This window comes from Pseudomonas sp. UFMG81 (genome assembly GCF_015354575.1).
Taxonomy (GTDB): domain Bacteria; phylum Pseudomonadota; class Gammaproteobacteria; order Pseudomonadales; family Pseudomonadaceae; genus Aquipseudomonas.
Genome location: NZ_JACAFQ010000011.1, coordinates 254,795 through 275,190, shown reverse-complemented (window position 1 = coordinate 275,190; position 20,396 = coordinate 254,795). Strand labels below are relative to the sequence as shown.

Here is a 20,396-nt window from a genome sequence, read left to right as displayed (position 1 = left end):
ACAACCCTGGAGACTGCCGCTGATGGACCTGATTCTGCTGGCCGTGCCGTTCTTCTTCGTGCTGATCGCCGTGGAACTGGTCGCCGACCGTGTGCGCGGGCAGCGCAATTATCGCCTGGCCGACTCGATCAACAGCCTGAGCACGGGCGCGCTGTCGACCAGCACCGGCCTGTTGACCAAGGGCGTGGGCCTGGTCAGCTATGCACTGGCCTATGAGCACCTGGCGCTGCTGCGCCTGCCGGCCGAGGCCTGGTGGACCTGGGTGTTCGCCTTCGTGCTCTACGACTTCTGCTATTACTGGCTGCACCGCCTGGGGCATGAGCGCAATGTGCTGTGGGCCGCGCATTCGGTGCATCACCAGAGCGAGGAATACAACCTCACCACCGCCCTGCGCCAGACCAGCAGCGGCTTTATCTTCTCGTGGATCTTCTACCTGCCGCTGGCGCTGGTGGGGGTGCCACCGGTGGTGTTCATCACCGTGGCTTCGCTGAACCTGCTCTACCAGTTCTGGGTGCATACCCGCCATGTGCCCAAGCTGGGTTGGTTGGAATGGGTGTTCATCACGCCGTCCAATCATCGCGTCCACCATGCACAGAATCCTCGCTACTTGGATTGCAACTACGGTGGGGTGTTCATTCTGTGGGACCGGCTGTTCGGCACCTTCCAGGAAGAGGACGCGGATGAGCCGGTGATCTTCGGCGTGACCACGCCGCTGGCCAGCTGGAACCCGCTGTGGGCCAACCTGCAGTTCTACGCGCAACTGTGGGCCGACGCTCGCCGCACGCACAATGTGTGGGACAAGCTGCGCATCTGGTTCATGCCTACGGGCTGGCGCCCGGCGGATGTGGCGGCGGCTTATCCACAGCCCAAGCAGGACCTGGCCCGGTTCCGCAAGTTCGGCGTACCCCTGCACGGCGCGCAGCAGCTGTACGTGACGGTGCAGTTCGCGGTCTACGTGGCGTTGGGCAGTTACCTGATGGACGTGGCCGAGCGCGTGTCGCCCGCTGCCTTGACGCTGGGCTGGACGGTGATGGCGTTCGGTTTGTTCGTGCTGGGCGCGGCGCTGGAAGATCGCCCCTGGGCGGGGCGCATGGAGTGCTTGCGGCTGCTGTCGAATGCGCCGGCGCTGTACCTGGCCGGCGCCTTGGGGCTAGTGGCGGTCACGCCCTTGTTCTGGGGGCTGCTCCTGGGATACAGCCTGCTCAGCCTCGGTGCCCTGGCTTTCTGCCGCCGCGCGGCGCTCGGCGCGCTGGGTGCGGAAACGCCGGCGCAGCCAGAGCAGGGCGCCCAGCCCCAGCAGGCCGCCGAGCACCCATAGTTCGTATTTCTTGATGCTGCCCAGCATGCCTTCGAGGATGGCGCCGAAGTGATAGGCGGCCAGCCCCAGCGCGAGGGCCCAGACCGCGGCGCCAATGCCGTTGAGCAGCAGGTAGCGGCGTGGCGGGTAGCCGGACAGGCCGATGGCCACCGGCATCACCGTGCGCAGGCCATAGACGAAGCGGAAACTCAGCACCCAGATGTCGGGATGGCGGCGGATATGCTCCAGCGCCCGGTCCCCCATGGCTTGCCAGCGAGGCTTGCGGGCGAGGATCTTGCGCCCGTGGCGGCGGCCCATGAAGTACCACAACTGGTCACCGGCATAGCTGCCGCAGAACGCCACCACGACCACCAGCTTGATGTCCATGTATTCGCGGAACGCCAGGAACCCCGCGAGCACGAGGATGGTTTCGCCCTCGAAGAACGTGCCGAGAAAAAGGGCAAAGTAGCCGAAATCGTTCAGGAATTGTTGAAGCATTTTCTGACGTGCTGGCGAAATGAACGCGCAGCCTACCCCTTCGGGCGCATTCGTGAAAGTGTCCAAATGTGTCTCGACGTGAACATTTCCTACAAGGACAATGACTGCGGCCACAAGTCGCAGGGTTGCCCAAGGGTGTAACACAGGCGTCATAATGGCCGCTTATAACTGTCGCGCTCGCCCGCCTGCGCGGGCTCAGGAGTCTGCCGTGAGCTTTACCCCCGCCAACCGTCTGTTTCCTGCCACCCGCCTGCGTCGCAACCGCCGGGACGAATTCTCCCGTCGCCTGGTTCGCGAGAACACCCTGACCGTCGATGACCTGATCCTCCCGGTATTCGTGCTGGACGGCGACAACCGCCGTGAGGAGATACCGTCCATGCCAGGCGTCGAGCGCCTGTCGATCGACCTGCTGCTGGAAGCCGCACAGGGCTGGGTGGAGCTGGGCATTCCAGCGCTGGCGCTGTTCCCGGTGACCCCGCCCGAGAAGAAGTCCCTCGACGGCGCCGAAGCCTGGAACCCGGACGGCATCGCCCAGCGCGCCACCCGCGCCCTGCGTGCGCGCTTCCCGGAGCTGGGGGTGATCACCGACGTGGCCCTCGACCCGTTCACCACCCATGGGCAGGACGGCATCCTCGATGAAGAGGGCTATGTACAGAACGACATCACCGTCGACGCCCTGGTGCGCCAGGCGCTGTCCCATGCCGAAGCCGGCGCCCAGGTGGTGGCCCCGTCGGACATGATGGACGGCCGCCTGGGTGCGATCCGCGAAGCCCTCGAGGTGGCGGGGCACGTCAACGTGCGCATCATGGCCTACTCGGCCAAGTACGCCAGCGCCTACTACGGCCCGTTCCGCGACGCGGTGGGTTCGGCGCTGAACCTGGGCAAGGCCAACAAGGCCTCCTACCAGATGGACCCGGCCAACAGCGACGAGGCCCTGCACGAAGTGGCCCTCGACCTCGCCGAAGGCGCCGACATGGTCATGGTCAAGCCAGGCATGCCGTACCTGGACATCGTTCACCGGGTGAAGACCGAGTTCAAGGTACCGACCTTCGTCTACCAGGTCAGCGGTGAGTACGCCATGCACATGGCCGCGATCCAGAACGGCTGGCTCAGCGAGGCCGTGATCCTCGAATCGCTCACCGCTTTCAAACGGGCAGGCGCCGATGGCATCCTGACCTATTTCGCCGTGCGTGCCGCTCAATTGATGAGAGGGCAGTAACGCCCTCACAGGAACGTCAGATGAATAATGAAGTGCTAACCCCTGTCGCGATCAAGGATGCCCAGGCCGTGCCCGAAGAAATGGTGCAGACCCCGCCCGACCTGCCCGCCGCGGCCGAGCCGGAGCCGGTGGTCGAAGCCGCACCGGCCCCCGCGCCTGTGGCGGCCCCGGCGATCGCCGTGCCGAGCCTGGACGACAGCAGCCTGTACATTCATCGCGAGCTTTCGCAGCTGCAGTTCAACATCCGCGTGCTGGAGCAGGCGCTGGACGAATCGTACCCGCTGCTCGAGCGCCTCAAGTTCCTGCTGATCTTCTCCAGCAACCTCGACGAGTTCTTCGAGATCCGCGTGGCGGGCCTGAAGAAACAGATCAACTTCGCCCGTGAGCAGGCCGGCGCCGATGGCCTGCAACCGCATCAGGCGCTGGCGCGGATCAGCGAGCTGGTGCATTTCGAGGTGGAGCGCCAGTACGCGATCCTCAACGACGTGCTGCTGCCGGAGCTGGAAAAACACCAGATCCGTTTCATTCGTCGCCGTTACTGGACGACCAAGCTCAAGGCCTGGGTGCGCCGCTACTTCCGCGACGAGATCGCGCCGATCATCACCCCGATCGGCCTCGACCCGACCCACCCGTTCCCGCTGCTGGTGAACAAGAGCCTCAACTTCATCGTCGAGCTCGAGGGTGTCGATGCCTTTGGCCGCGACTCGGGCCTGGCGATCATCCCGGCGCCGCGCCTGTTGCCGCGGGTGATCCGCGTGCCGGAAGAGGTCGGTGGCGCCGGCGACAACTACGTGTTCCTGTCGTCGATGATCCACGCTCATGCCGATGACCTGTTCCAGGGCATGAAGGTGAAGGGCTGCTACCAGTTCCGCCTGACCCGCAACGCCGACCTGGCGCTGGATTCGGAAGAGGTCGACGACCTGGCCCGGGCCCTGCGCGGTGAGCTGTTCTCCCGTCGTTACGGGGACGCGGTACGCCTTGAGGTCGCCGACACCTGCCCGAAACATCTGTCGGACTACCTGCTCAAGCAGTTCAGCCTGAGCGAGAGCGAGCTGTACCAGGTCAACGGCCCGGTCAACCTGACCCGCCTGTTCAGCATCACTGGCCTGGACAGCCACCCGGAGTTGCAGTACACGCCGTTCACCCCGGCCATCCCCAAGCTGCTGGTGAACGCCGACAACATCTTCAGCGTGATCGGCAAGCAGGACATCCTGCTGATGCACCCGTTCGAGTCGTTCACCCCGGTGATCGACCTGCTGCGCCAGGCCGCCAAGGACCCGCACGTGCTGGCCGTGCGCCAGACCCTGTACCGTTCGGGCGCCAACTCGGAGATCGTCGACGCCCTGGTGGACGCGGCGCGTAACGGCAAGGAGGTCACCGCGGTGATCGAATTGCGCGCACGCTTCGACGAAGAGTCCAACCTGCAGATGGCCAGCCGCCTGCAGGCCGCCGGCGCGGTGGTGATCTATGGCGTGGTGGGCTTCAAGACCCACGCCAAGATGATGCTGATCCTGCGTCGCGAGCAGGGCGAGATCGTGCGTTACGCGCACCTGGGTACCGGCAACTACCACGCCGGCAACGCCCGCCTGTACACCGACTACAGCCTGCTGACCTCCGACGACGCCCTCACCGAAGACGTCGGCAAACTGTTCAGCCAGCTGATCGGCATGGGCAAGACCCTGCGCATGAAGAAGCTGCTGCACGCGCCGTTCACCCTGAAGAAGGGCATGCTCGACATGATCGCCCGGGAGACCCAGTTTGCCCTGGAAGGCAAGCCCGCGCACATCATCGCCAAGTTCAACTCGCTGACCGATGCCAAGATCATCAAGGCGTTGTACAAGGCCAGCCAGTCGGGCGTGCGCATCGACCTGGTGGTGCGTGGCATGTGCTGCCTGCGCCCGGGCATCCCGGGGGTGTCGCACAACATCCACGTGCGCTCGATCATCGGCCGCTTCCTCGAGCACACCCGGGTGTTCTACTTCCTCAATGGCGGCGAGGAGCAGATCTACCTGTCCAGCGCCGACTGGATGGAGCGCAACCTCGACAAGCGCGTCGAGACTTGCTTCCCGGTGGAGGGCAAGAAGCTGCTGCTGCGGGTGAAGAAGGAACTGGAGGGTTACCTCACCGACAACACCCAGGCCTGGACCCTGCAACCGGACGGGCGCTATGTGCGCAGCACGCCGACCGGTAACCAGAACCCGCGCAGTGCCCAGGCGACCCTGCTGGAGCGCCTGAGCAACCCGGTGTTGAACGTACGGTAAGTCTATGACCGGGGCCGCTTTGCGGCCCTTTCGCGGCACAGGGTCGCTCGTATGGGATCACGCGCAGCTCAGGCCTGGCGTTGTCTGTGTGGGAGCGGGCTTGCCCGCGAACACCGGCAGAGCCGGTGCCATCCACCGCGGCGCCTGCTTCGCGGGCAAGCCCGCTCCCACAAGGCCGCGTGGAGTTTGGGCTCCGCGCGGTATATGAGGCCGCCTTAGCGCACGCTGAGCACGAACCCGACCCGCTCCAGCCACTGCGCCTCGTTGGCGAAGTCGGCCTGGGTCAGTTGGTTCTGTTCCAGCCAGCCGTTGGGGAATACCACTTCCAGGCTGTTGTCGCCGGCCTGCAGCTCCACCTTGGGCATCTGCTGGGTGCCGCGGATGTGGTGGAACAGGATGGCGAAGCGCAGCAGCACGCACAGGCGCAGCAGCTTGGTGCCTTCCTCGCCCAGTTCGGCGAACTTGTCCTTGGGGATGTTGCGGCGATGGCCGCGTACCAGCAGCGCCATCATCTGCTGGTCTTCGCGGGAGAAGCCGGACAGGTCGGAGTGCTCGATCAGGTAGGCGCCGTGCTTGTGGTAGTGGTAGTGGGCAATATCCAACCCGATTTCGTGGATTTTCGCCGCCCATCCCAGCAGATCGCGCCAGTTACCTTCTTCAAGATCCCACGCCTTGGCCACCTGGTCGAAGGCATGCAGCGCCTTGCGCTCGACCCGCGCGGCCTGGCCTTGGTCGACGTGGTAGCGCTCCATCAGCGAATTGAGGGTGCGTTCGCGCACGTCTTCGTGGTGGTGGCGGCCCAGCAAGTCGAACAGCACGCCCTCGCGCAGCGCACCGTCGCAGTGGTCCATGCGCGCCAACTCCAGCGCGTCGAAGATCGCCTCGAGAATCGCCAGGCCCGCCGGGAAGATCGCCCGGCGGTCGGGCTTGACCCCGTCGAAGTCGATCTTGTCGGTTTCACCGAGCTTGAACAGCTTGCGCTTGACCCAGGCCAGGCCTTCGGCGTTGACCTCGCCATTGCCCAGGCCACCGGCCTTGATCGCCGCGCCGATGGCGCGGATGGTGCCGGACGAGCCGATGGCCTCGTCCCAGGTCAGGCGGTGCAGGGCGTTCTCGATGCTCATCAGTTCCAGGCGCGCGGCGGTGTAGGCCTGGGCGTAGCGCGCCGGCGTGACCTTGCCGTCGCGGAAGTAGCGCTGGGTGAAGCTCACACAGCCCATCTGCAGGCTTTCGCGCAGCAATGGCTCGAAGCGCTGGCCAATGATGAATTCGGTACTGCCGCCGCCGATGTCGGCGACCAGGCGCTTGCCGGGGGTGTCGGCGAGGGTATGCGACACACCCAGGTAGATCAGGCGCGCCTCTTCGCGGCCGGAGATCACCTCGACCGGATGGCCGAGAATGGCTTCGGCGCGCTGGATGAATTCGTTGCGGTTGCGCGCTTCGCGCAGGGCATTAGTGCCGACGATGCGCACGGCGCCCGCGGGCATGCCGTTGATCAGCTGGGCGAAGCGCTTGAGGCATTCGAGCCCGCGCTGCATGGCTTCTTCGCTGAGCCTGCGCTCGTCATCGATGCCGGCAGCCAGCTGAACCTTTTCCCCGAGCCGCTCAAGAATGCGGATTTCCGTGTGATGGGCCTTGGCCACGACCATATGGAAGCTGTTGGAGCCCAGGTCGATGGCGGCGATCAGGGACAGGTTCTTCGCGGTGGTATGCGGCATGGTCTTGGGGTTCTCGGTCGTTAACCTGGCAATCGTGCCACGATCGTGGCGATCCGCCAACGCGCGGCACTGCAAGGCTTTGATGCATGGCAATGTCAGGATGATGTTATGACAGCGACATGACGGTTTCGATTCGTGGGGTCTTGCACAACTATAGTTACAGTCAATCGTCTGTGGCTTCCTGTGACGCCAGGGTGCAGCTATGATGGGCCACGTTTTTTTGCTTACGACCTGGAGATTTCCATGAGCAGCGATCTTATCAAACACGTCACCGATGCCAGCTTCGAAGCCGAAGTACTGAAGGCCGAGGGCGCGGTGCTGGTCGACTACTGGGCTGAATGGTGCGGCCCGTGCAAGATGATCGCGCCGGTGCTGGACGACATCGCTTCCGAATACCAAGGCAAGGTGACCATCGCCAAGCTGAACATCGACGAAAACCAGGAAACCCCGGCCAAGCACGGCGTGCGTGGCATCCCGACGCTGATGCTGTTCAAGAACGGCAACGTCGAGGCCACCAAGGTCGGCGCACTGTCCAAGTCGCAGCTCAAGGCGTTCCTCGACGCCAGCCTGTGATGTGAAAAGGCCCCGCAAATGCGGGGCTTTTTTTTGCCCGAAAGCACAGTGTGAGCCTTGCAGGAGCGGGTTTACCCGCGAATGAGCAGGTGAGTCCACGGCCGTCTTCGCGGGTAAACCCGCTCCCACAAGGTTCGATTTCCACAGGCAAGACCACTAGACGTCGAAAAAAGCAAGTGTTACATTCGGCCTCGCACTGCTTCTTTCAGTGCCCTCTGCACGCCGTCGCCGAAGCATCCCAATTCGAATCAGTACGCGATCCTGTCGCCATCTAGCGGCGCGGCCTTCATTAAGCCAATGCTTAATTCTCCCTTCTTACATGATTACGTCACTCCCCTTATGAACCTGACTGAACTCAAGCAAAAGCCGATTACCGATCTTTTGGAAATGGCCGAACAGATGGGCATCGAAAACATGGCCCGTTCGCGCAAACAGGACGTGATTTTCGCCCTGCTGAAAAAGCATGCGAAGAGCGGCGAAGAGATCTCGGGTGACGGCGTGCTGGAGATTCTCCAGGATGGTTTCGGTTTCCTGCGCTCGGCGGATGCCTCTTACCTGGCCGGCCCTGACGACATCTACGTCTCCCCCAGCCAGATCCGTCGCTTCAACCTGCGCACCGGCGACACCATCGTCGGCAAGATCCGCCCACCGAAGGAAGGGGAGCGTTACTTCGCCCTGCTGAAGGTCGACACGATCAACTTCGACCGTCCGGAAAACGCGAAGAACAAGATCCTGTTCGAAAACCTGACGCCGCTGTTCCCGAACAAGCGCCTGAAGATGGAAGCCGGCAACGGTTCCACCGAAGACCTCACTGGTCGTGTCATCGACCTGTGCGCTCCAATCGGCAAGGGCCAGCGTGGCCTGATCGTCGCACCGCCAAAAGCCGGTAAGACGATCATGCTGCAGAACATCGCGGCCAACATCACCCGCAACAACCCCGAGTGCCACCTGATCGTCCTGCTGATCGACGAGCGCCCGGAAGAAGTGACCGAGATGCAGCGCACCGTGCGCGGCGAAGTGGTCGCCTCGACTTTCGACGAACCACCGACCCGCCACGTGCAGGTAGCGGAAATGGTCATCGAGAAGGCCAAGCGCCTGGTCGAGCACAAGAAGGACGTGGTCATCCTGCTCGACTCGATCACCCGTCTGGCCCGTGCCTACAACACCGTGATCCCGAGCTCCGGCAAGGTGCTGACCGGTGGTGTCGATGCCCACGCCCTGGAGAAGCCGAAGCGCTTCTTCGGTGCCGCCCGTAACATCGAGGAAGGCGGTTCGCTGACCATCATCGCCACCGCGCTGGTCGAAACCGGCTCGAAGATGGACGAGGTGATCTACGAAGAGTTCAAGGGTACCGGCAACATGGAGCTGCCGCTGGACCGCCGCATCGCCGAGAAGCGTGTGTTCCCGGCCATCAACATCAACAAGTCCGGTACTCGCCGCGAAGAGCTGCTGACCGCCGACGACGAACTGCAGCGCATGTGGATCCTGCGCAAGCTGCTGCACCCGATGGATGAAATCGCCGCCATCGAGTTCCTGGTCGACAAGCTCAAGCAGACCAAGACCAACGACGAGTTCTTCCTGTCGATGAAGCGCAAGTAAGCGTTTCAGGCCGACATTGATTGGGGCTGCTGCGCAGCCCATCGCGGCACAAGGCCGCTCCTACAGGATTACCCATTCCCCTGTAGGAGCGGCCTTGTGCCGCGATGGGCCGCGCAGCGGCCCCAAGTCATTCTTGGCCTTTACCCCGCCAACGGCGCTACACTCTGCACCCCCGACCGACATGCCCCACACGAGGCCTTTGCATGCAGTATCGCGATTTGCGCGACTTCATTCGCGGCCTGGAACAGCGCGGTGAACTCAAGCGCATCCAGGTTCCCATCTCCCCCATCCTGGAAATGACCGAAGTCTGCGACCGCACCCTGCGCGCCAAGGGCCCGGCCTTGCTGTTCGAGAAACCCACCGGCTTCGACATCCCGGTACTGGGCAACCTGTTCGGCACCCCTGAGCGCGTGGCCATGGGCATGGGCGCCGAATCCACCGAAGAGCTGCGCGAAATCGGCAAGCTGCTGGCGTTCCTCAAGGAACCCGAGCCACCGAAGGGGCTGAAGGATGCCTGGTCGAAACTGCCGATCTTCAAGAAGGTCGTGTCCATGGCACCAAAGGTGGTCAAGGATGCCGTGTGCCAGGAAATCGTGGTCGAGGGCGACGATGTCGACCTGTCGCAACTGCCGATCCAGCATTGCTGGCCCGGTGATGTGGCGCCACTGATCACCTGGGGCCTGACCGTCACCCGTGGCCCGAACAAGGATCGCCAGAACCTGGGGATCTACCGCCAGCAGGTGATCGGCCGCAACAAGGTCATCATGCGCTGGCTGAGCCACCGTGGCGGTGCCCTGGACTACCGCGAATGGTGCCAGAAGCACCCCGGCCAACCTTTCCCGGTGGCCGTGGCCCTCGGTGCCGACCCTGCGACCATCCTCGGTGCCGTGACCCCCGTCCCGGACACGCTCTCCGAATACGCCTTCGCCGGCCTGCTGCGTGGCAACCGCACCGAGTTGGTCAAATGCCGTGGCAACGACCTGCAAGTGCCGGCCACCGCCGAGATCATCCTCGAGGGTGTCATCCACCCGGGCGAGATGGCGCCGGAAGGCCCCTACGGTGACCACACCGGTTACTACAACGAGGTGGACAGCTTCCCGGTGTTCACCGTCGAGCGCATCACCCACCGGCAGAAACCGATCTACCACAGCACCTACACCGGCCGTCCGCCGGATGAGCCGGCGATCCTCGGCGTGGCGCTGAACGAAGTGTTCGTGCCGATCCTGCAGAAGCAGTTCCCCGAGATCGTCGACTTCTACCTGCCACCGGAAGGCTGCTCGTACCGCATGGCGGTGGTGACCATGAAAAAGCAGTATCCAGGCCACGCCAAGCGCGTGATGCTGGGTGTGTGGTCGTTCCTGCGACAGTTCATGTACACCAAGTTCGTTATTGTCACCGACGACGATATCAACGCCCGCGACTGGAACGATGTGATCTGGGCCATCACCACGCGCATGGACCCCAAGCGTGATACGGTGATGATCGACAACACCCCCATCGACTACCTCGACTTCGCGTCGCCGGTGTCGGGGCTGGGGTCGAAGATGGGCCTGGACGCCACGCACAAATGGCCGGGCGAGACTACACGCGAATGGGGCCGTGTCATCGTCAAGGACGAGGCCGTTACCCGCCGTATCGATGAGCTGTGGGATCAGTTGGGAATAGATTGATGCAGGTAACCTTGCAGCCGTCCGGCGCGGTGCTGGCGGTAGAACCGGGCGAAAGGATTCTGGATGCGGCGCGGCGCCTGGGCTACGACTGCCCGAACAGCTGCCGTAACGGCAACTGCCATGTGTGTGCCGCGCTGTTGGTGGAAGGGCGCATACGCCAGGACGGAGTGATCCGTGACCATGGCGAGCTGTTTACCTGCATCGCCGAGCCGCTGGAGGACTGTGTGGTGCTCTGGGATGGTGTTCTGGCCTTGGGTGAGCTACCGGTGCGCAAGCTGGCCTGCACCGTGAGCGAGTGCGTCGAGGTTGGCGGCGATGTCTGGCGCGTGCGCCTGCGCGCACCGGCCGGCAAGCTGCCGCGCTATCACGCCGGGCAGTACCTGATGATCGAGCGCGAGGGCGGCGACAAGGCCGCGTTCTCGCTAGCCTCGGCCCCCCACGGCGGGCGTGACCTCGAACTGCATGTGCTGGCGCGCGACAACAGCGCCGTGCAGCTGATCAAGCAGCTGCAACGCAATGGCCTCGCCCGTATCGAGCTGCCCTTTGGCGATGCGCACCTGGCCGAGCTGCCCGAGGGCCCGCTGGTGCTGATCGCTGCCGGCACCGGCATGGGCCAGATGCACAGCCTGGTCGAGCACTGCCGCGCCCAGGGCTTCAAGTACCCGGTGCATCTGTACTGGGGCGTGCGCAGGCCTGAAGAGTTCTACGAAATCGAGCATTGGGCCGAGTGGCAGCGGCTGCCCAACCTGTTCCTGCACAAAGTGGTCAGCGACCTGTGTGGTTGGGAAGGGCGCTGTGGCCTGTTGCACGAGGCGGTGTGCGAGGACATCGGCGACCTGAACCAGGTGCACGTTTATGCCAGCGGCTCGCCGAACATGGTGTATGCCACCCTCGATGCCTTGGTCGAAGCCGGCATGGACGCGCACCGCATGCGCGCCGATGTGTTTGCCTACGCGCCTCGCGGTTGAATAAAACCCGGCACGCTGCAATGGCGTGTCGGGTTAAATAACCGAATAGTGTTGCGCCGATTATAAGGGCGACACTATTACTGGGAAGGTTAATAACTTTCGCTATACTCGGAATACTTGTTTCCGTTCGGCGGAAGATTGAATGAAACTTCATGATCAGGCTTGAGCGTCTGGCCCATTCTGACTTAGGTTAGGCACCAGGCCCAATCGCGGGGCAAGCCCGCTCCCACAGGCCTGCACAGACTCCGTGGGAGCGGGCTTGCCCCGCGAATGCGTTGGTACAGACAGCGAAAAGCGCTTTTTGGTAGTTCACAGGAAATATTGGCGGCAGCCCATGTCGACACTTGAAAGTTTCTCCTGGCACATGGCATATCCACCCTCGCTCGACTTCGGGCAGCAACTCACTCGCGAACAACTGCAGCACTCGATGCAGCGCACCATGTCCCAACACCTTGGCGGCCCGGTCTGGTTGTTTGCCTACGGCTCCTTGATCTGGCGCCCGGAATGCAATTCGGTCGAACGCCAGCGGGCGCGGGTGCACGGTTATCACCGCGGGCTCTACCTGTGGTCCCACGAGCACCGCGGCACCCCGGAATGCCCGGGCCTGGTGTTCGGCCTCGACCGAGGTGGCTCGTGCAGCGGCTTCGCCTACCGGCTGGATGAGGGCAACCTGGAAGACTCGCTGATGGCCCTGTGGCAGCGCGAGATGCCCTATCCGGCGTATCGGCCGCACTGGCTCAGTTGCCGGCTGGCCGATGGCAGCAAGGTGCAGGCGTTGGGTTTCGTGTTGGAACGCCACCTGCCGTGCTACGCGGGGAATCTGCCAGACACGCTGCTGAGCCAGATCCTGGCCAGCGCCAAGGGCCGCTACGGCACCACCCGCGAATACGTGGAGCAGACGCTCAACGCCCTGCGCAGCCACCAGATGCCCGATCGCAACCTGGAGGCACGGTTCCGGCGCTGCCACAACCTGCGTGAAGTCTGATTGATCTGTTTGCCGTGCTGGCGCTTTCGCGGGTAAATCGCAGCGGCGAACCGCCGCTCCCACAGGGGCATGGTGATGCTTGTGGGAGCGGGCTTGCCCCGCGATGTGGCTACCGAGCAAGCACCACCAACTTGCCCACCGCCTGGCGCTGTGCCAGGCACTCGATCGCCGCCCCGCCCTCGGCCAGTGGATAAGTCCGCGACACCAGCGGCTTGAGCTTGCCTTCGGCATGCCAGACAAACAGCTGGCGGAAGTTGGCCGCATTGTCCTGCGGCTGGCGCTGGGCGAACGCCCCCCAGAACACCCCGATCACCGCCGCGCCCTTGAGTAGCGCCAGGTTCACTGGCAACTGCGGGATCGTGCCACTGGCGAACCCCACCACCAGCAACCGGCCATTCCAGGCCAGCCCGCGCACCGCCTGGTCGAACAGCGCGCCACCAACCGGGTCGTACACCACGTCCACGCCCTGGCCGCCGGTCAGGCGCTTGATCTCGTCCTTCAGGCTGGCCTGGCTGTAGTCGATCAGCTCATCGGCGCCGGCAGCCTTGGCCACCGCGAGCTTTTCGGCACTGCTGGCCGCGGCGATCACCCGTGCGCCCAGGGCCTTGCCGATCTCCACTGCCGCCAGCCCTACGCCACCGGAGGCGCCGAGCACCAGCAGGGTTTCGCCGGCCTTGAGCTGGCCGCGCTGGGTCAGTGCGTGCATCGAGGTGCCGTAGGTCATGCCGAAGGCCGCGGCGGTGGTGAAATCCATGCCTGTCGGGATCGGCAGCACGTTGTAGAACGGCACTGCCACCTGCTCGGCGAACGCGCCCCAGCCGGTCAGGGCCATGACCCGATCGCCCACCTTGAAATCACCGGCTTTCTCGCCGACCGCGGCCACCACGCCCGCCGCCTCGCCGCCAGGCGAGAACGGCAACGGTGGCTGGAACTGGTATTTACCCTCGATGATCAGGGTGTCGGGGAAGTTGACCCCGGCGGCATGCACGTCGATGAGCACTTCGTTCTTCTTGGGTGCAGGTGCGGCGACCTCTTCCAGGGCCAGGTCCCGCGCCGGGCCCAGGGCTTTGCACAACAAGGCTTTCATCAGGGCTATTCCTTTGCGTGTGGTGGCCGATAAGTGTAGGAGTGCGGCCCCTGGGGTCAACGAGCATGGCCCGCCCTGATAAGCCTGCATAAGCTCGGGCTTGGGTTTGGCTGGCGCGCTGGGTAAGCTGGCGCCAACTGTATTGAGGAGCGAATTGGTGAAAGCGTTGATCTTGATGGTGCTGGCCCTGATGCTGCCAGCGGCGGCCATGGCCGAGGAGAAGGAAGGTGAACCCAAGGTCGCCTATATCAGCCTGAGCCCGCCCTTCGTCGGCAACTATGCCCTCGACGGCAACCCCAAGCTGCGTGTGTTCAAGGCCGACGTTGCCCTGCGCGTGACCGGCGATGCCGCCGCCGCCGCGGTCAAGCACCACGAGCCGCTGATTCGCAACCAGTTGGTGGCGCTGTTCACCCAGCAGGGCGTGGACAACATGAGCAACGTCGAGGCCAAGGAGAAACTGCGCCAGGAAGCCCTGAAGCAAGTGCAGCAGGTGATGGAGTCCGAAGAGGGCAAGCCGATCGTCGAGGACCTGCTGTTCAACAACCTGATCGTGCAGTGATCGACGGCGCCGCGGTCAACGGGCCAGCGCGACGATTGCCGCCCATTGGGCCTCGCTGACCGGCATCACCGACAGGCGGCTACCTTTTTGCACCAGCGGCAGTTCTTCCAGTGCCGCCTGTTGCTTGAGCAGGCCAAGGCCGAGCACCTGGCGGAAGGTCTGCACGTGGGCCACATCCACCGCGCTCCACGGGTTCTTCTCCAGGTTGGCCTTGGCGTCGAAATAGTGGCTTTCGGGGTCCAGCGCGGTGGGGTCCGGGTAGGCGGCCGCGCTGATCCGGGCGATACCGGCAATGCCCGGTTGCGGGCAGCTGGAGTGGTAGAAGAAGAACTCATCGCCGACGCTCATGGTCCGCAGGAAATTGCGCGCCTGGTAGTTGCGTACCCCGTCCCAACGCGCGCTGCCCAGGCGTGCCAAGGCTTCGATCGAGAGCTCGTCGGGCTCGGATTTCATCAGCCAATAGGCCATGGATGTCGCTCCTGAAAGAGTTTGAAATAACTCGTTGCATCAAACCGACAGTCGGTTGGCGTCAACGTTTGCGTGTGGGCTCACGTTGGCGGAAAATGCGCCGATTTTAAAGTTAGACGCTCCGGCGGCCATCAAGAAAGCCACCGAGCCTTGGACTGTATGCCTGGGGGGCATTCGATGAAACAACGTAAACCGGACCTGCTCTGGATCCTGGCCTTCATCTTCGGTCTGGGCGTGGTCACCACCGGTTACGCCCAGGGTTTCTGGGAGCGCAAGCTGGACGCCGCCTATCAACAGGCCCCGGTGGACGCTGCGCAACAGCAGCACCGCTGAGCCCCGTTTCAGCGCCCGTTCACTTCGGCGCCAAGTACCAGCCGCGGTCCGAGACCGTCCCCCGCAGCGGCACATCCCAACTGGCCTGCGCCAGTCGTTCGACCTTCTGGCATTCATGCGCCAGCCCTAGCAGCAATGGTTTCTTCCAGGCCTTGCGCCGGCCTTGATAGGCCAGGCTGCGGTCGTAGAAGCCACCGCCCATGCCCAAGCGCCCCCCCACCTCATCGAAACCGACCAACGGCAGCAGGATCAGATCCAGTGCCCAGATCGGCCGTTGGCGCTTGCGCTCGATCAGCGGTTCCGGGATGCGGAACCGGTTGGGGCGCAATTTTTCGCCCGCCTCGAAACGCTGGAACACCATGCGCGTGCGCGGCCAGGCGTGCAGCACTGGCAGGTAGACGCGTTTGCCGCGCTTGTGCGCCTCGCGCAACAGCAGGCGCGGGTCGATCTCGCCGTCGTTGGGCAGGTACAGGGCGATATGCCTGGCGCGGCGGAACAATGGGTGTTGTGCCAGCTGGCGATACAGGCCAAGGGCGGCCTGTTGCTGCTGGGCGGGCGTCAATGAGCGGCGGGCATCGCGCAGCAGGCGGCGTAGTTGGGGGCGGGTCAGTGGTGCGGTGTCGGTCATGGCGCGAGTGATCCCGTAAGGTTGTTCAGGCGGCCAAAACGAAAATGCCCGCCAGAGGAGGCGGGCATTGAAATCAGGCTCCCCGACAAGACCGCTATCGGTGTAGCCCTTGAACCCGAAAGTTCAAGGTGGAGATTGCAGGGGGCGTTAAGGCTTTCCGTCGGGCGGACATGCACACCGGCCCCAGCGTGCAACCCCCGTGGTTGTGCGTATCGGCTCAGGGACATAACCGACTGGCGCATCCCCCAGGGAGTGGCGCCAGTATACCAATCTCAATCGTTTTTGCTAACCGGATCGTCGGACAGGGCCTGGTCGACCCGTTCCAGCAGGTCGCGCACCTGTTCGCGGGTGGCGCCGCCGCTGGCGACTTCCGGGCGGTCCTGGCGGTGCAGCAGCTCGTGGGTGATGTTCAGCGCGGCCATCACGGCGATGCGGTCGGCACCGATCACCTTGCCGCTGCTGCGGATCTCGCGCATCTTGCCGTCGAGATAACGGGCCGCCCCCACCAGGTTGTTGCGCTCCTCGGGTGGGCAGATGATCGAGTATTCCTTGTCGAGGATCTGCACGGTGACGCTATTGCTTGAACTCATGAGTCTTGCTCCAGGGCCTTGAGGCGCAGGATCATCGATTCGATCTTGCGTTTGGCGATCTCGTTCTTTTCGATCAGGTGGGCGCGCTCCTCGCGCCAGGATTTTTCCTGAGCTGTTAAGAGTGCGTTTTGCCGTTTTAGTTGCTCGACACGCGCGATCAGCAGCTCGAACCGGCTCATCAACGCTTGCAGGTCGTTCTCTTGCATGGTTTGCACTCGCTTGCTTGACTCACCTGACGATCATGCCTGCCCTTGGGGCGAGACGGCCAGTGCTGATGGTCGTGGGACGCCTGCCGGTGCTAGGATACGAGGTCTTCATTCTAGACATTGCGCCGTCTGGCGCCTAGCTGCCCATGCCCAATACCCAATCGCCCTATGTCGCCTTCGCCATGCTGCTGTCCAGCAATGGCCACCCAGTCACCCCCGCCGAACTGCATGGCCTGCTGATCGGCCGCAGCTGCGCCGGTGCCGGCTTCGATGCCGATGGTTGGCTGGCCGACGCCGCCCAACTGCTCGAGACCGAACCTGGCGACACCGTGCGCAACGCGCTGGTCGGCCTGCAACAGATGGTCAAGGCCGAGCTGACCGGCGAAGCAGACGTCACTATCGTCCTGCTGCTGCCTTCCGATGACGCCGCGCTGAGCGACCGCGCCACCGCGATGGGTCAGTGGTGCCAAGGCTTCATTACCGGTTTCGGTTTGAACGCCGGCGGCAAGGACCTGTCCACCGAAGCCAAGGAAGTGCTCCAGGACCTGGTCGCCATCTCGCAAGTCCAGGAAGCGCTGGAAGAGTCCGAGGACGGCGAGAACGACTACATGGAAGTCATGGAGTACCTGCGCGTCGCCCCCCTGCTGCTGTTCTCGGAGCTGGCCAAGCCAGAAGCGCCCGCGCCCAAGCCATCGCTGCACTGATCTGATCGGGGTCGTTTGCCCATGAGCCACATACCCAAGGCGGAGTACGCCCGTCGGCGCAAGGCGCTGATGGCGCAGATGGTCCCCAACAGCATCGCCATCCTGCCCGCCGCCGCGGTCGCCATCCGCAACCGCGACGTCGAGCATGTCTATCGCCAGGACAGCGACTTCCAGTACCTGAGCGGTTTCCCTGAGCCCGAGGCGGTGATCGCCCTGATCCCCGGCCGTGAGCACGGCGAGTACGTCTTGTTCTGCCGCGAGCGCAACCCTGAACGCGAACAGTGGGAAGGCCTGCGTGCCGGCCAGGATGGCGCGATGCGCGACTTCGGCGCCGACGACGCCTTCCCCATCACCGACATCGACGAGATCCTCCCTGGCCTGATCGAAGGCCGCGAGCGGGTCTACAGCGCCATGGGCAGCAACCCGGAGTTCGACCGTCGGCTGATGGACTGGATCAACGTGATTCGCTCCAAGGCCCGCCTGGGCGCGCAGCCGCCGAACGAATTCGTTGCCCTGGATCACCTGCTGCACGACATGCGCCTGTATAAATCGGCGGCGGAAGTGAAGGTAATGCGCGAGGCCGCGGCCATCTCCGCGCGTGCCCACGTCCGGGCGATGCAGGCCTGCCGCGCCGGGCTGCACGAATACAGCCTGGAAGCCGAGCTCGACTACGAATTCCGCAAGGGCGGGGCGAAGATGCCGGCCTACGGCTCGATCGTCGCCGCCGGGCGCAATGGCTGCATCCTGCATTACCAACAGAACGACGCGCCGCTCAAGGACGGTGACCTGGTGCTGATCGACGCCGGTTGCGAGATCGACTGCTACGCCAGCGACATCACCCGCACTTTCCCGGTCAGCGGGCGCTTTTCGCCGGAGCAAAAGGCCATCTACGAGCTGGTGCTCAAGGCCCAGCAGGCGGCTTTTGACGAGATCGCCCCGGGCAAGCACTGGAACCACGCCCACGAGGCGACCGTGCGGGTCATCACCGAAGGCCTGGTGGAACTGGGCCTGCTCAAAGGTGAGGTACAGGCGTTGATCGACAGCGAGGCCTACCGCGCCTTCTACATGCACCGCGCCGGGCACTGGCTGGGCATGGACGTGCACGACGTGGGCGAATACAAGGTTGGCGGCCAGTGGCGCGTGCTCGAACCGGGCATGGCGCTGACCGTCGAGCCCGGCATCTACATTGCCGCCGACAACCAGAACGTCGCGAAGAAATGGCGCGGCATCGGCATCAGGATCGAGGATGACGTGGTGGTCACCAAGCAAGGTTGTGAAATCCTCACCTCTGGCGTACCAAGGACCATCGCCGAGATCGAGGCGCTGATGCTCGCTGCCCGCAAGGACGCCGCATGAACCGGGTGAACCTGGCGATCATCGGCGGCGGCCTGGTCGGCGCCAGCCTGGCCCTCACGCTGCAGGCCGGGGCCAAGGCCCGCGGCTGGAAGATCCTGCTGATCGAGCCGTTCGCCCCGGGCGACAGTTTCCAGCCCAGCTACGACGCACGCTCTTCGGCGCTGTCCTACGGCACCCGGCAGATCTACGAACAGCTGGGGCTGTGGCAGACCATCAGCCGCCGCGCCGAGCCCATCCGCCAGATCCAGGTGTCCGACCGCGGCCGCTTCGGCGCCACCCGCCTGGATGCGCTGGAAGAAGGCGTACCGGCGCTCGGCTATGTGGTGGAGAACGCCTGGCTCGGCCAGTGCCTGTGGCAGGCCATCGACCACGAGGTGGTGAGCTGGCGCTGCCCGGCTGAAGTGAGGGCCTTGCAGCCCATCGCCGGTGGCTACCGCCTGCAACTGGACGACGACACCTCGCTGGAGTGCGACCTGGCGGTGCTGGCCGACGGCGGCCGCTCCGGCCTGCGCGAACAACTGGGCATCCATGTGCGCAGCACCCCCTATGACCAGAGCGCGCTGATCGCCAACATCACCCCGGGCGAGGCCCATGCCGGCCAGGCCTTCGAGCGTTTCACCGAACAGGGCCCGATGGCCTTGCTGCCGCTGCCGGACAACCGTTGCGCACTGGTCTGGACCCGCCAGGGCATGGACGCCCGGCGCCTGGCCGAGCTCGACGAGCGCAGCTTCCTGCGCGAGCTGCAGGATGCCTTCGGCTACCGCCTCGGCGCCCTGCGCCAGGTCGGTGCCCGGCACCTCTATCCGCTGGCGCTGGTCGAGGCCGAAGAGCAGGTACGCCCGCACCTGGTGGTGCTCGGCAATGCCGCCCACAGCCTGCACCCGATCGCCGGCCAGGGCTTCAACCTGTCGCTGCGTGACGTGCAGGCGCTGGCCGAGGCGCTACTGGCCGGCCCGCAGCAACCCGGCGACCTGGCCACGCTGCAGGTGTATCACCAGCGCCAGCGCCTCGACCAGGCGCTGACCATCGGCTTCTCCGACCAGGTCACTCGCCTGTTCGGCAGCAACCAGCCGCTGCTGGCGGCCGGGCGCAACATCGGCCTGCTCGGCCTGGACCTGCTGCCCCCGGCGAAACGCTGGTTCGCCCGCCAGGCCATGGGCCTGGGCACCCGCCCCGATCCGCGAGGCCGCGCATGAGCGACCCACGCAGGCTCGCGCGCCGGGCCCGGATGTTGCGCTGGATGTTGAACCTCTACCCGCCGTACCTCGGCGCCGGCATCCACATCCAGGAAATCAGCCCCGACATGCGCACGGTCAAGGTGCGCATGAAGCTGACGCGGTGGAATCGCAACTACGTCGGCACCCAGTTCGGCGGCAGCCTGTACGCGATGGTCGACCCCTTCTATATGCTCTTGCTGATCGAGCGGCTGGGGCGCGAATACATCGTCTGGGACAAGGCCGCCAGCATCGATTTCATCTCGCCGGGCAAAGGCCCGGTGTATGCCGAATTCCACGTCGACGACGCGCTGCTGGACGAGATTCGCCAGCAGACCGCCAGCGGCAAGAAGTACCTGCCCCGGTTGCAGGTGGAGATCCGCGACGGCGCCGGTGAACTGGTGGCGCGGGTCGACAAAACCCTATACGTGCGGCTCAAGCCGCAAGCGAGGCAGGCGTAAGG

The 20,396-nt window shown here is 64.3% G+C and carries 20 protein-coding genes, 1 other RNA gene and 1 pseudogene; 14 read left to right on the top strand and 8 right to left on the bottom strand.

Annotated features, from left to right (window positions below):
- Positions 1-22 precede the first annotated feature (22 nt).
- A pseudogene (locus IX761_RS27115) lies at positions 23-649 on the top strand (sterol desaturase family protein); the annotation flags it as partial.
- A gap of 501 nt (positions 650-1,150) precedes the next feature.
- On the opposite strand, the gene IX761_RS11585 reads toward IX761_RS27115, so the two are convergent.
- A complete protein-coding gene (locus IX761_RS11585) occupies positions 1,151-1,795 on the bottom strand; it encodes a DedA family protein (protein ID WP_194789719.1) in 645 nt (214 codons plus the stop codon).
- Between the two features lie 208 nt (positions 1,796-2,003).
- Here IX761_RS11585 and hemB point away from each other — a divergent pair, with 208 nt between their 5' ends.
- Positions 2,004-3,014 (top strand): porphobilinogen synthase, encoded by a 1,011-nt coding sequence (gene hemB, locus IX761_RS11580; RefSeq protein WP_194789718.1) that lies wholly within the window; start codon positions 2,004-2,006, stop codon positions 3,012-3,014.
- 20 nt (positions 3,015-3,034) lie between these two features.
- Positions 3,035-5,275 (top strand): polyphosphate kinase 1, encoded by a 2,241-nt coding sequence (ppk1, locus tag IX761_RS11575; RefSeq protein ID WP_194789717.1) that lies wholly within the window; start codon positions 3,035-3,037, stop codon positions 5,273-5,275.
- Positions 5,276-5,490: 215 nt separating this feature from the next.
- Here the strand turns inward: ppk1 and ppx are convergent, their stop codons facing one another.
- The gene (gene ppx / locus IX761_RS11570) at positions 5,491-6,993 is read right to left on the bottom strand and encodes an exopolyphosphatase (RefSeq protein ID WP_194789716.1); all 1,503 of its coding nucleotides are present in this window, start codon (positions 6,991-6,993) and stop codon (positions 5,491-5,493) included.
- Positions 6,994-7,236: 243 nt separating this feature from the next.
- Between ppx and trxA the strand changes: the two genes are divergently transcribed.
- From trxA to IX761_RS11545, 5 genes are all read left to right on the top strand, one after another.
- Positions 7,237-7,566 (top strand): thioredoxin TrxA, encoded by a 330-nt coding sequence (gene trxA, locus IX761_RS11565; protein ID WP_194789715.1) that lies wholly within the window; start codon positions 7,237-7,239, stop codon positions 7,564-7,566.
- A gap of 339 nt (positions 7,567-7,905) precedes the next feature.
- A complete protein-coding gene (gene rho / locus IX761_RS11560) occupies positions 7,906-9,165 on the top strand; it encodes a transcription termination factor Rho (RefSeq protein ID WP_011536308.1) in 1,260 nt (419 codons plus the stop codon).
- A gap of 203 nt (positions 9,166-9,368) precedes the next feature.
- Entirely contained in the window at positions 9,369-10,835 is a 1,467-nt protein-coding gene (ubiD, locus tag IX761_RS11555; protein WP_194789714.1) for a 4-hydroxy-3-polyprenylbenzoate decarboxylase, read from the top strand.
- Complete coding sequence (locus IX761_RS11550) at positions 10,835-11,803, top strand: CDP-6-deoxy-delta-3,4-glucoseen reductase (RefSeq protein WP_194789713.1); 969 nt, start codon at positions 10,835-10,837, stop codon at positions 11,801-11,803. The genes ubiD and IX761_RS11550 overlap by 1 nt, the downstream gene beginning before the upstream one ends.
- A 334-nt stretch (positions 11,804-12,137) precedes the next feature.
- A complete protein-coding gene (locus IX761_RS11545) occupies positions 12,138-12,788 on the top strand; it encodes a gamma-glutamylcyclotransferase (RefSeq protein WP_194789712.1) in 651 nt (216 codons plus the stop codon).
- Positions 12,789-12,897: 109 nt separating this feature from the next.
- Here IX761_RS11545 and IX761_RS11540 read toward each other — a convergent pair whose 3' ends face one another.
- A complete protein-coding gene (locus IX761_RS11540; RefSeq protein ID WP_194789711.1) occupies positions 12,898-13,875 on the bottom strand; it encodes an NADPH:quinone oxidoreductase family protein in 978 nt (325 codons plus the stop codon).
- 157 nt (positions 13,876-14,032) lie between these two features.
- Between IX761_RS11540 and IX761_RS11535 the strand changes: the two genes are divergently transcribed.
- Entirely contained in the window at positions 14,033-14,434 is a 402-nt protein-coding gene (locus IX761_RS11535) for a flagellar basal body-associated protein FliL (protein WP_194789710.1), read from the top strand.
- 15 nt (positions 14,435-14,449) lie between these two features.
- Here IX761_RS11535 and IX761_RS11530 read toward each other — a convergent pair whose 3' ends face one another.
- Complete coding sequence (locus tag IX761_RS11530; protein WP_194789709.1) at positions 14,450-14,902, bottom strand: EVE domain-containing protein; 453 nt, start codon at positions 14,900-14,902, stop codon at positions 14,450-14,452.
- Between the two features lie 177 nt (positions 14,903-15,079).
- On the opposite strand from IX761_RS11530, the gene IX761_RS11525 reads away from it, so the two are divergent.
- Positions 15,080-15,235 carry a hypothetical protein gene (locus IX761_RS11525; protein ID WP_194789708.1) on the top strand — a complete coding sequence of 52 codons (156 nt, stop codon included), beginning with the start codon at positions 15,080-15,082 and terminating at the stop codon, positions 15,233-15,235.
- Between the two features lie 19 nt (positions 15,236-15,254).
- On the opposite strand, the gene IX761_RS11520 is transcribed toward IX761_RS11525, so the two are convergent.
- The 4 genes from IX761_RS11520 to IX761_RS11505 all read right to left on the bottom strand — a co-directional run bounded on the left by IX761_RS11520 (position 15,255) and on the right by IX761_RS11505 (position 16,659).
- Positions 15,255-15,863: a 5-formyltetrahydrofolate cyclo-ligase gene (locus IX761_RS11520; protein WP_194789707.1), complete on the bottom strand. Its 609-nt coding sequence runs from the start codon at positions 15,861-15,863 to the stop codon at positions 15,255-15,257.
- A 75-nt stretch (positions 15,864-15,938) separates the two neighbouring features.
- Positions 15,939-16,118, bottom strand: a non-coding RNA gene (gene ssrS, locus IX761_RS11515) — 6S RNA.
- 17 nt (positions 16,119-16,135) lie between these two features.
- Positions 16,136-16,453, bottom strand: coding sequence for a cell division protein ZapA (locus tag IX761_RS11510; protein ID WP_194789706.1), 318 nt, complete (start codon positions 16,451-16,453; stop codon positions 16,136-16,138).
- Positions 16,450-16,659, bottom strand: a complete 210-nt coding sequence (locus tag IX761_RS11505; protein ID WP_194789705.1) for a TIGR02449 family protein — start codon at positions 16,657-16,659, stop codon at positions 16,450-16,452. The genes IX761_RS11510 and IX761_RS11505 overlap by 4 nt, the downstream gene beginning before the upstream one ends.
- A 146-nt stretch (positions 16,660-16,805) precedes the next feature.
- Between IX761_RS11505 and IX761_RS11500 the strand changes: the two genes are divergently transcribed.
- The 4 genes from IX761_RS11500 to IX761_RS11485 are packed head-to-tail and all read left to right on the top strand — an operon-like array spanning position 16,806 to position 20,394.
- On the top strand, positions 16,806-17,363 hold the full coding sequence (locus tag IX761_RS11500) for a YecA family protein (protein ID WP_194789704.1): 558 nt from the start codon (positions 16,806-16,808) through the stop codon (positions 17,361-17,363).
- Positions 17,364-17,384: 21 nt separating this feature from the next.
- The gene (gene pepP / locus IX761_RS11495) at positions 17,385-18,719 is read left to right on the top strand and encodes a Xaa-Pro aminopeptidase (RefSeq protein ID WP_194789703.1); all 1,335 of its coding nucleotides are present in this window, start codon (positions 17,385-17,387) and stop codon (positions 18,717-18,719) included.
- Positions 18,716-19,915: a 2-octaprenyl-6-methoxyphenyl hydroxylase gene (gene ubiH, locus IX761_RS11490; RefSeq protein WP_194789702.1), complete on the top strand. Its 1,200-nt coding sequence runs from the start codon at positions 18,716-18,718 to the stop codon at positions 19,913-19,915. Before pepP ends, ubiH begins: the two co-directional genes overlap by 4 nt.
- Complete coding sequence (locus IX761_RS11485; RefSeq protein ID WP_194789701.1) at positions 19,912-20,394, top strand: DUF4442 domain-containing protein; 483 nt, start codon at positions 19,912-19,914, stop codon at positions 20,392-20,394. The genes ubiH and IX761_RS11485 overlap by 4 nt, the downstream gene beginning before the upstream one ends.
- Positions 20,395-20,396 lie beyond the last annotated feature (2 nt).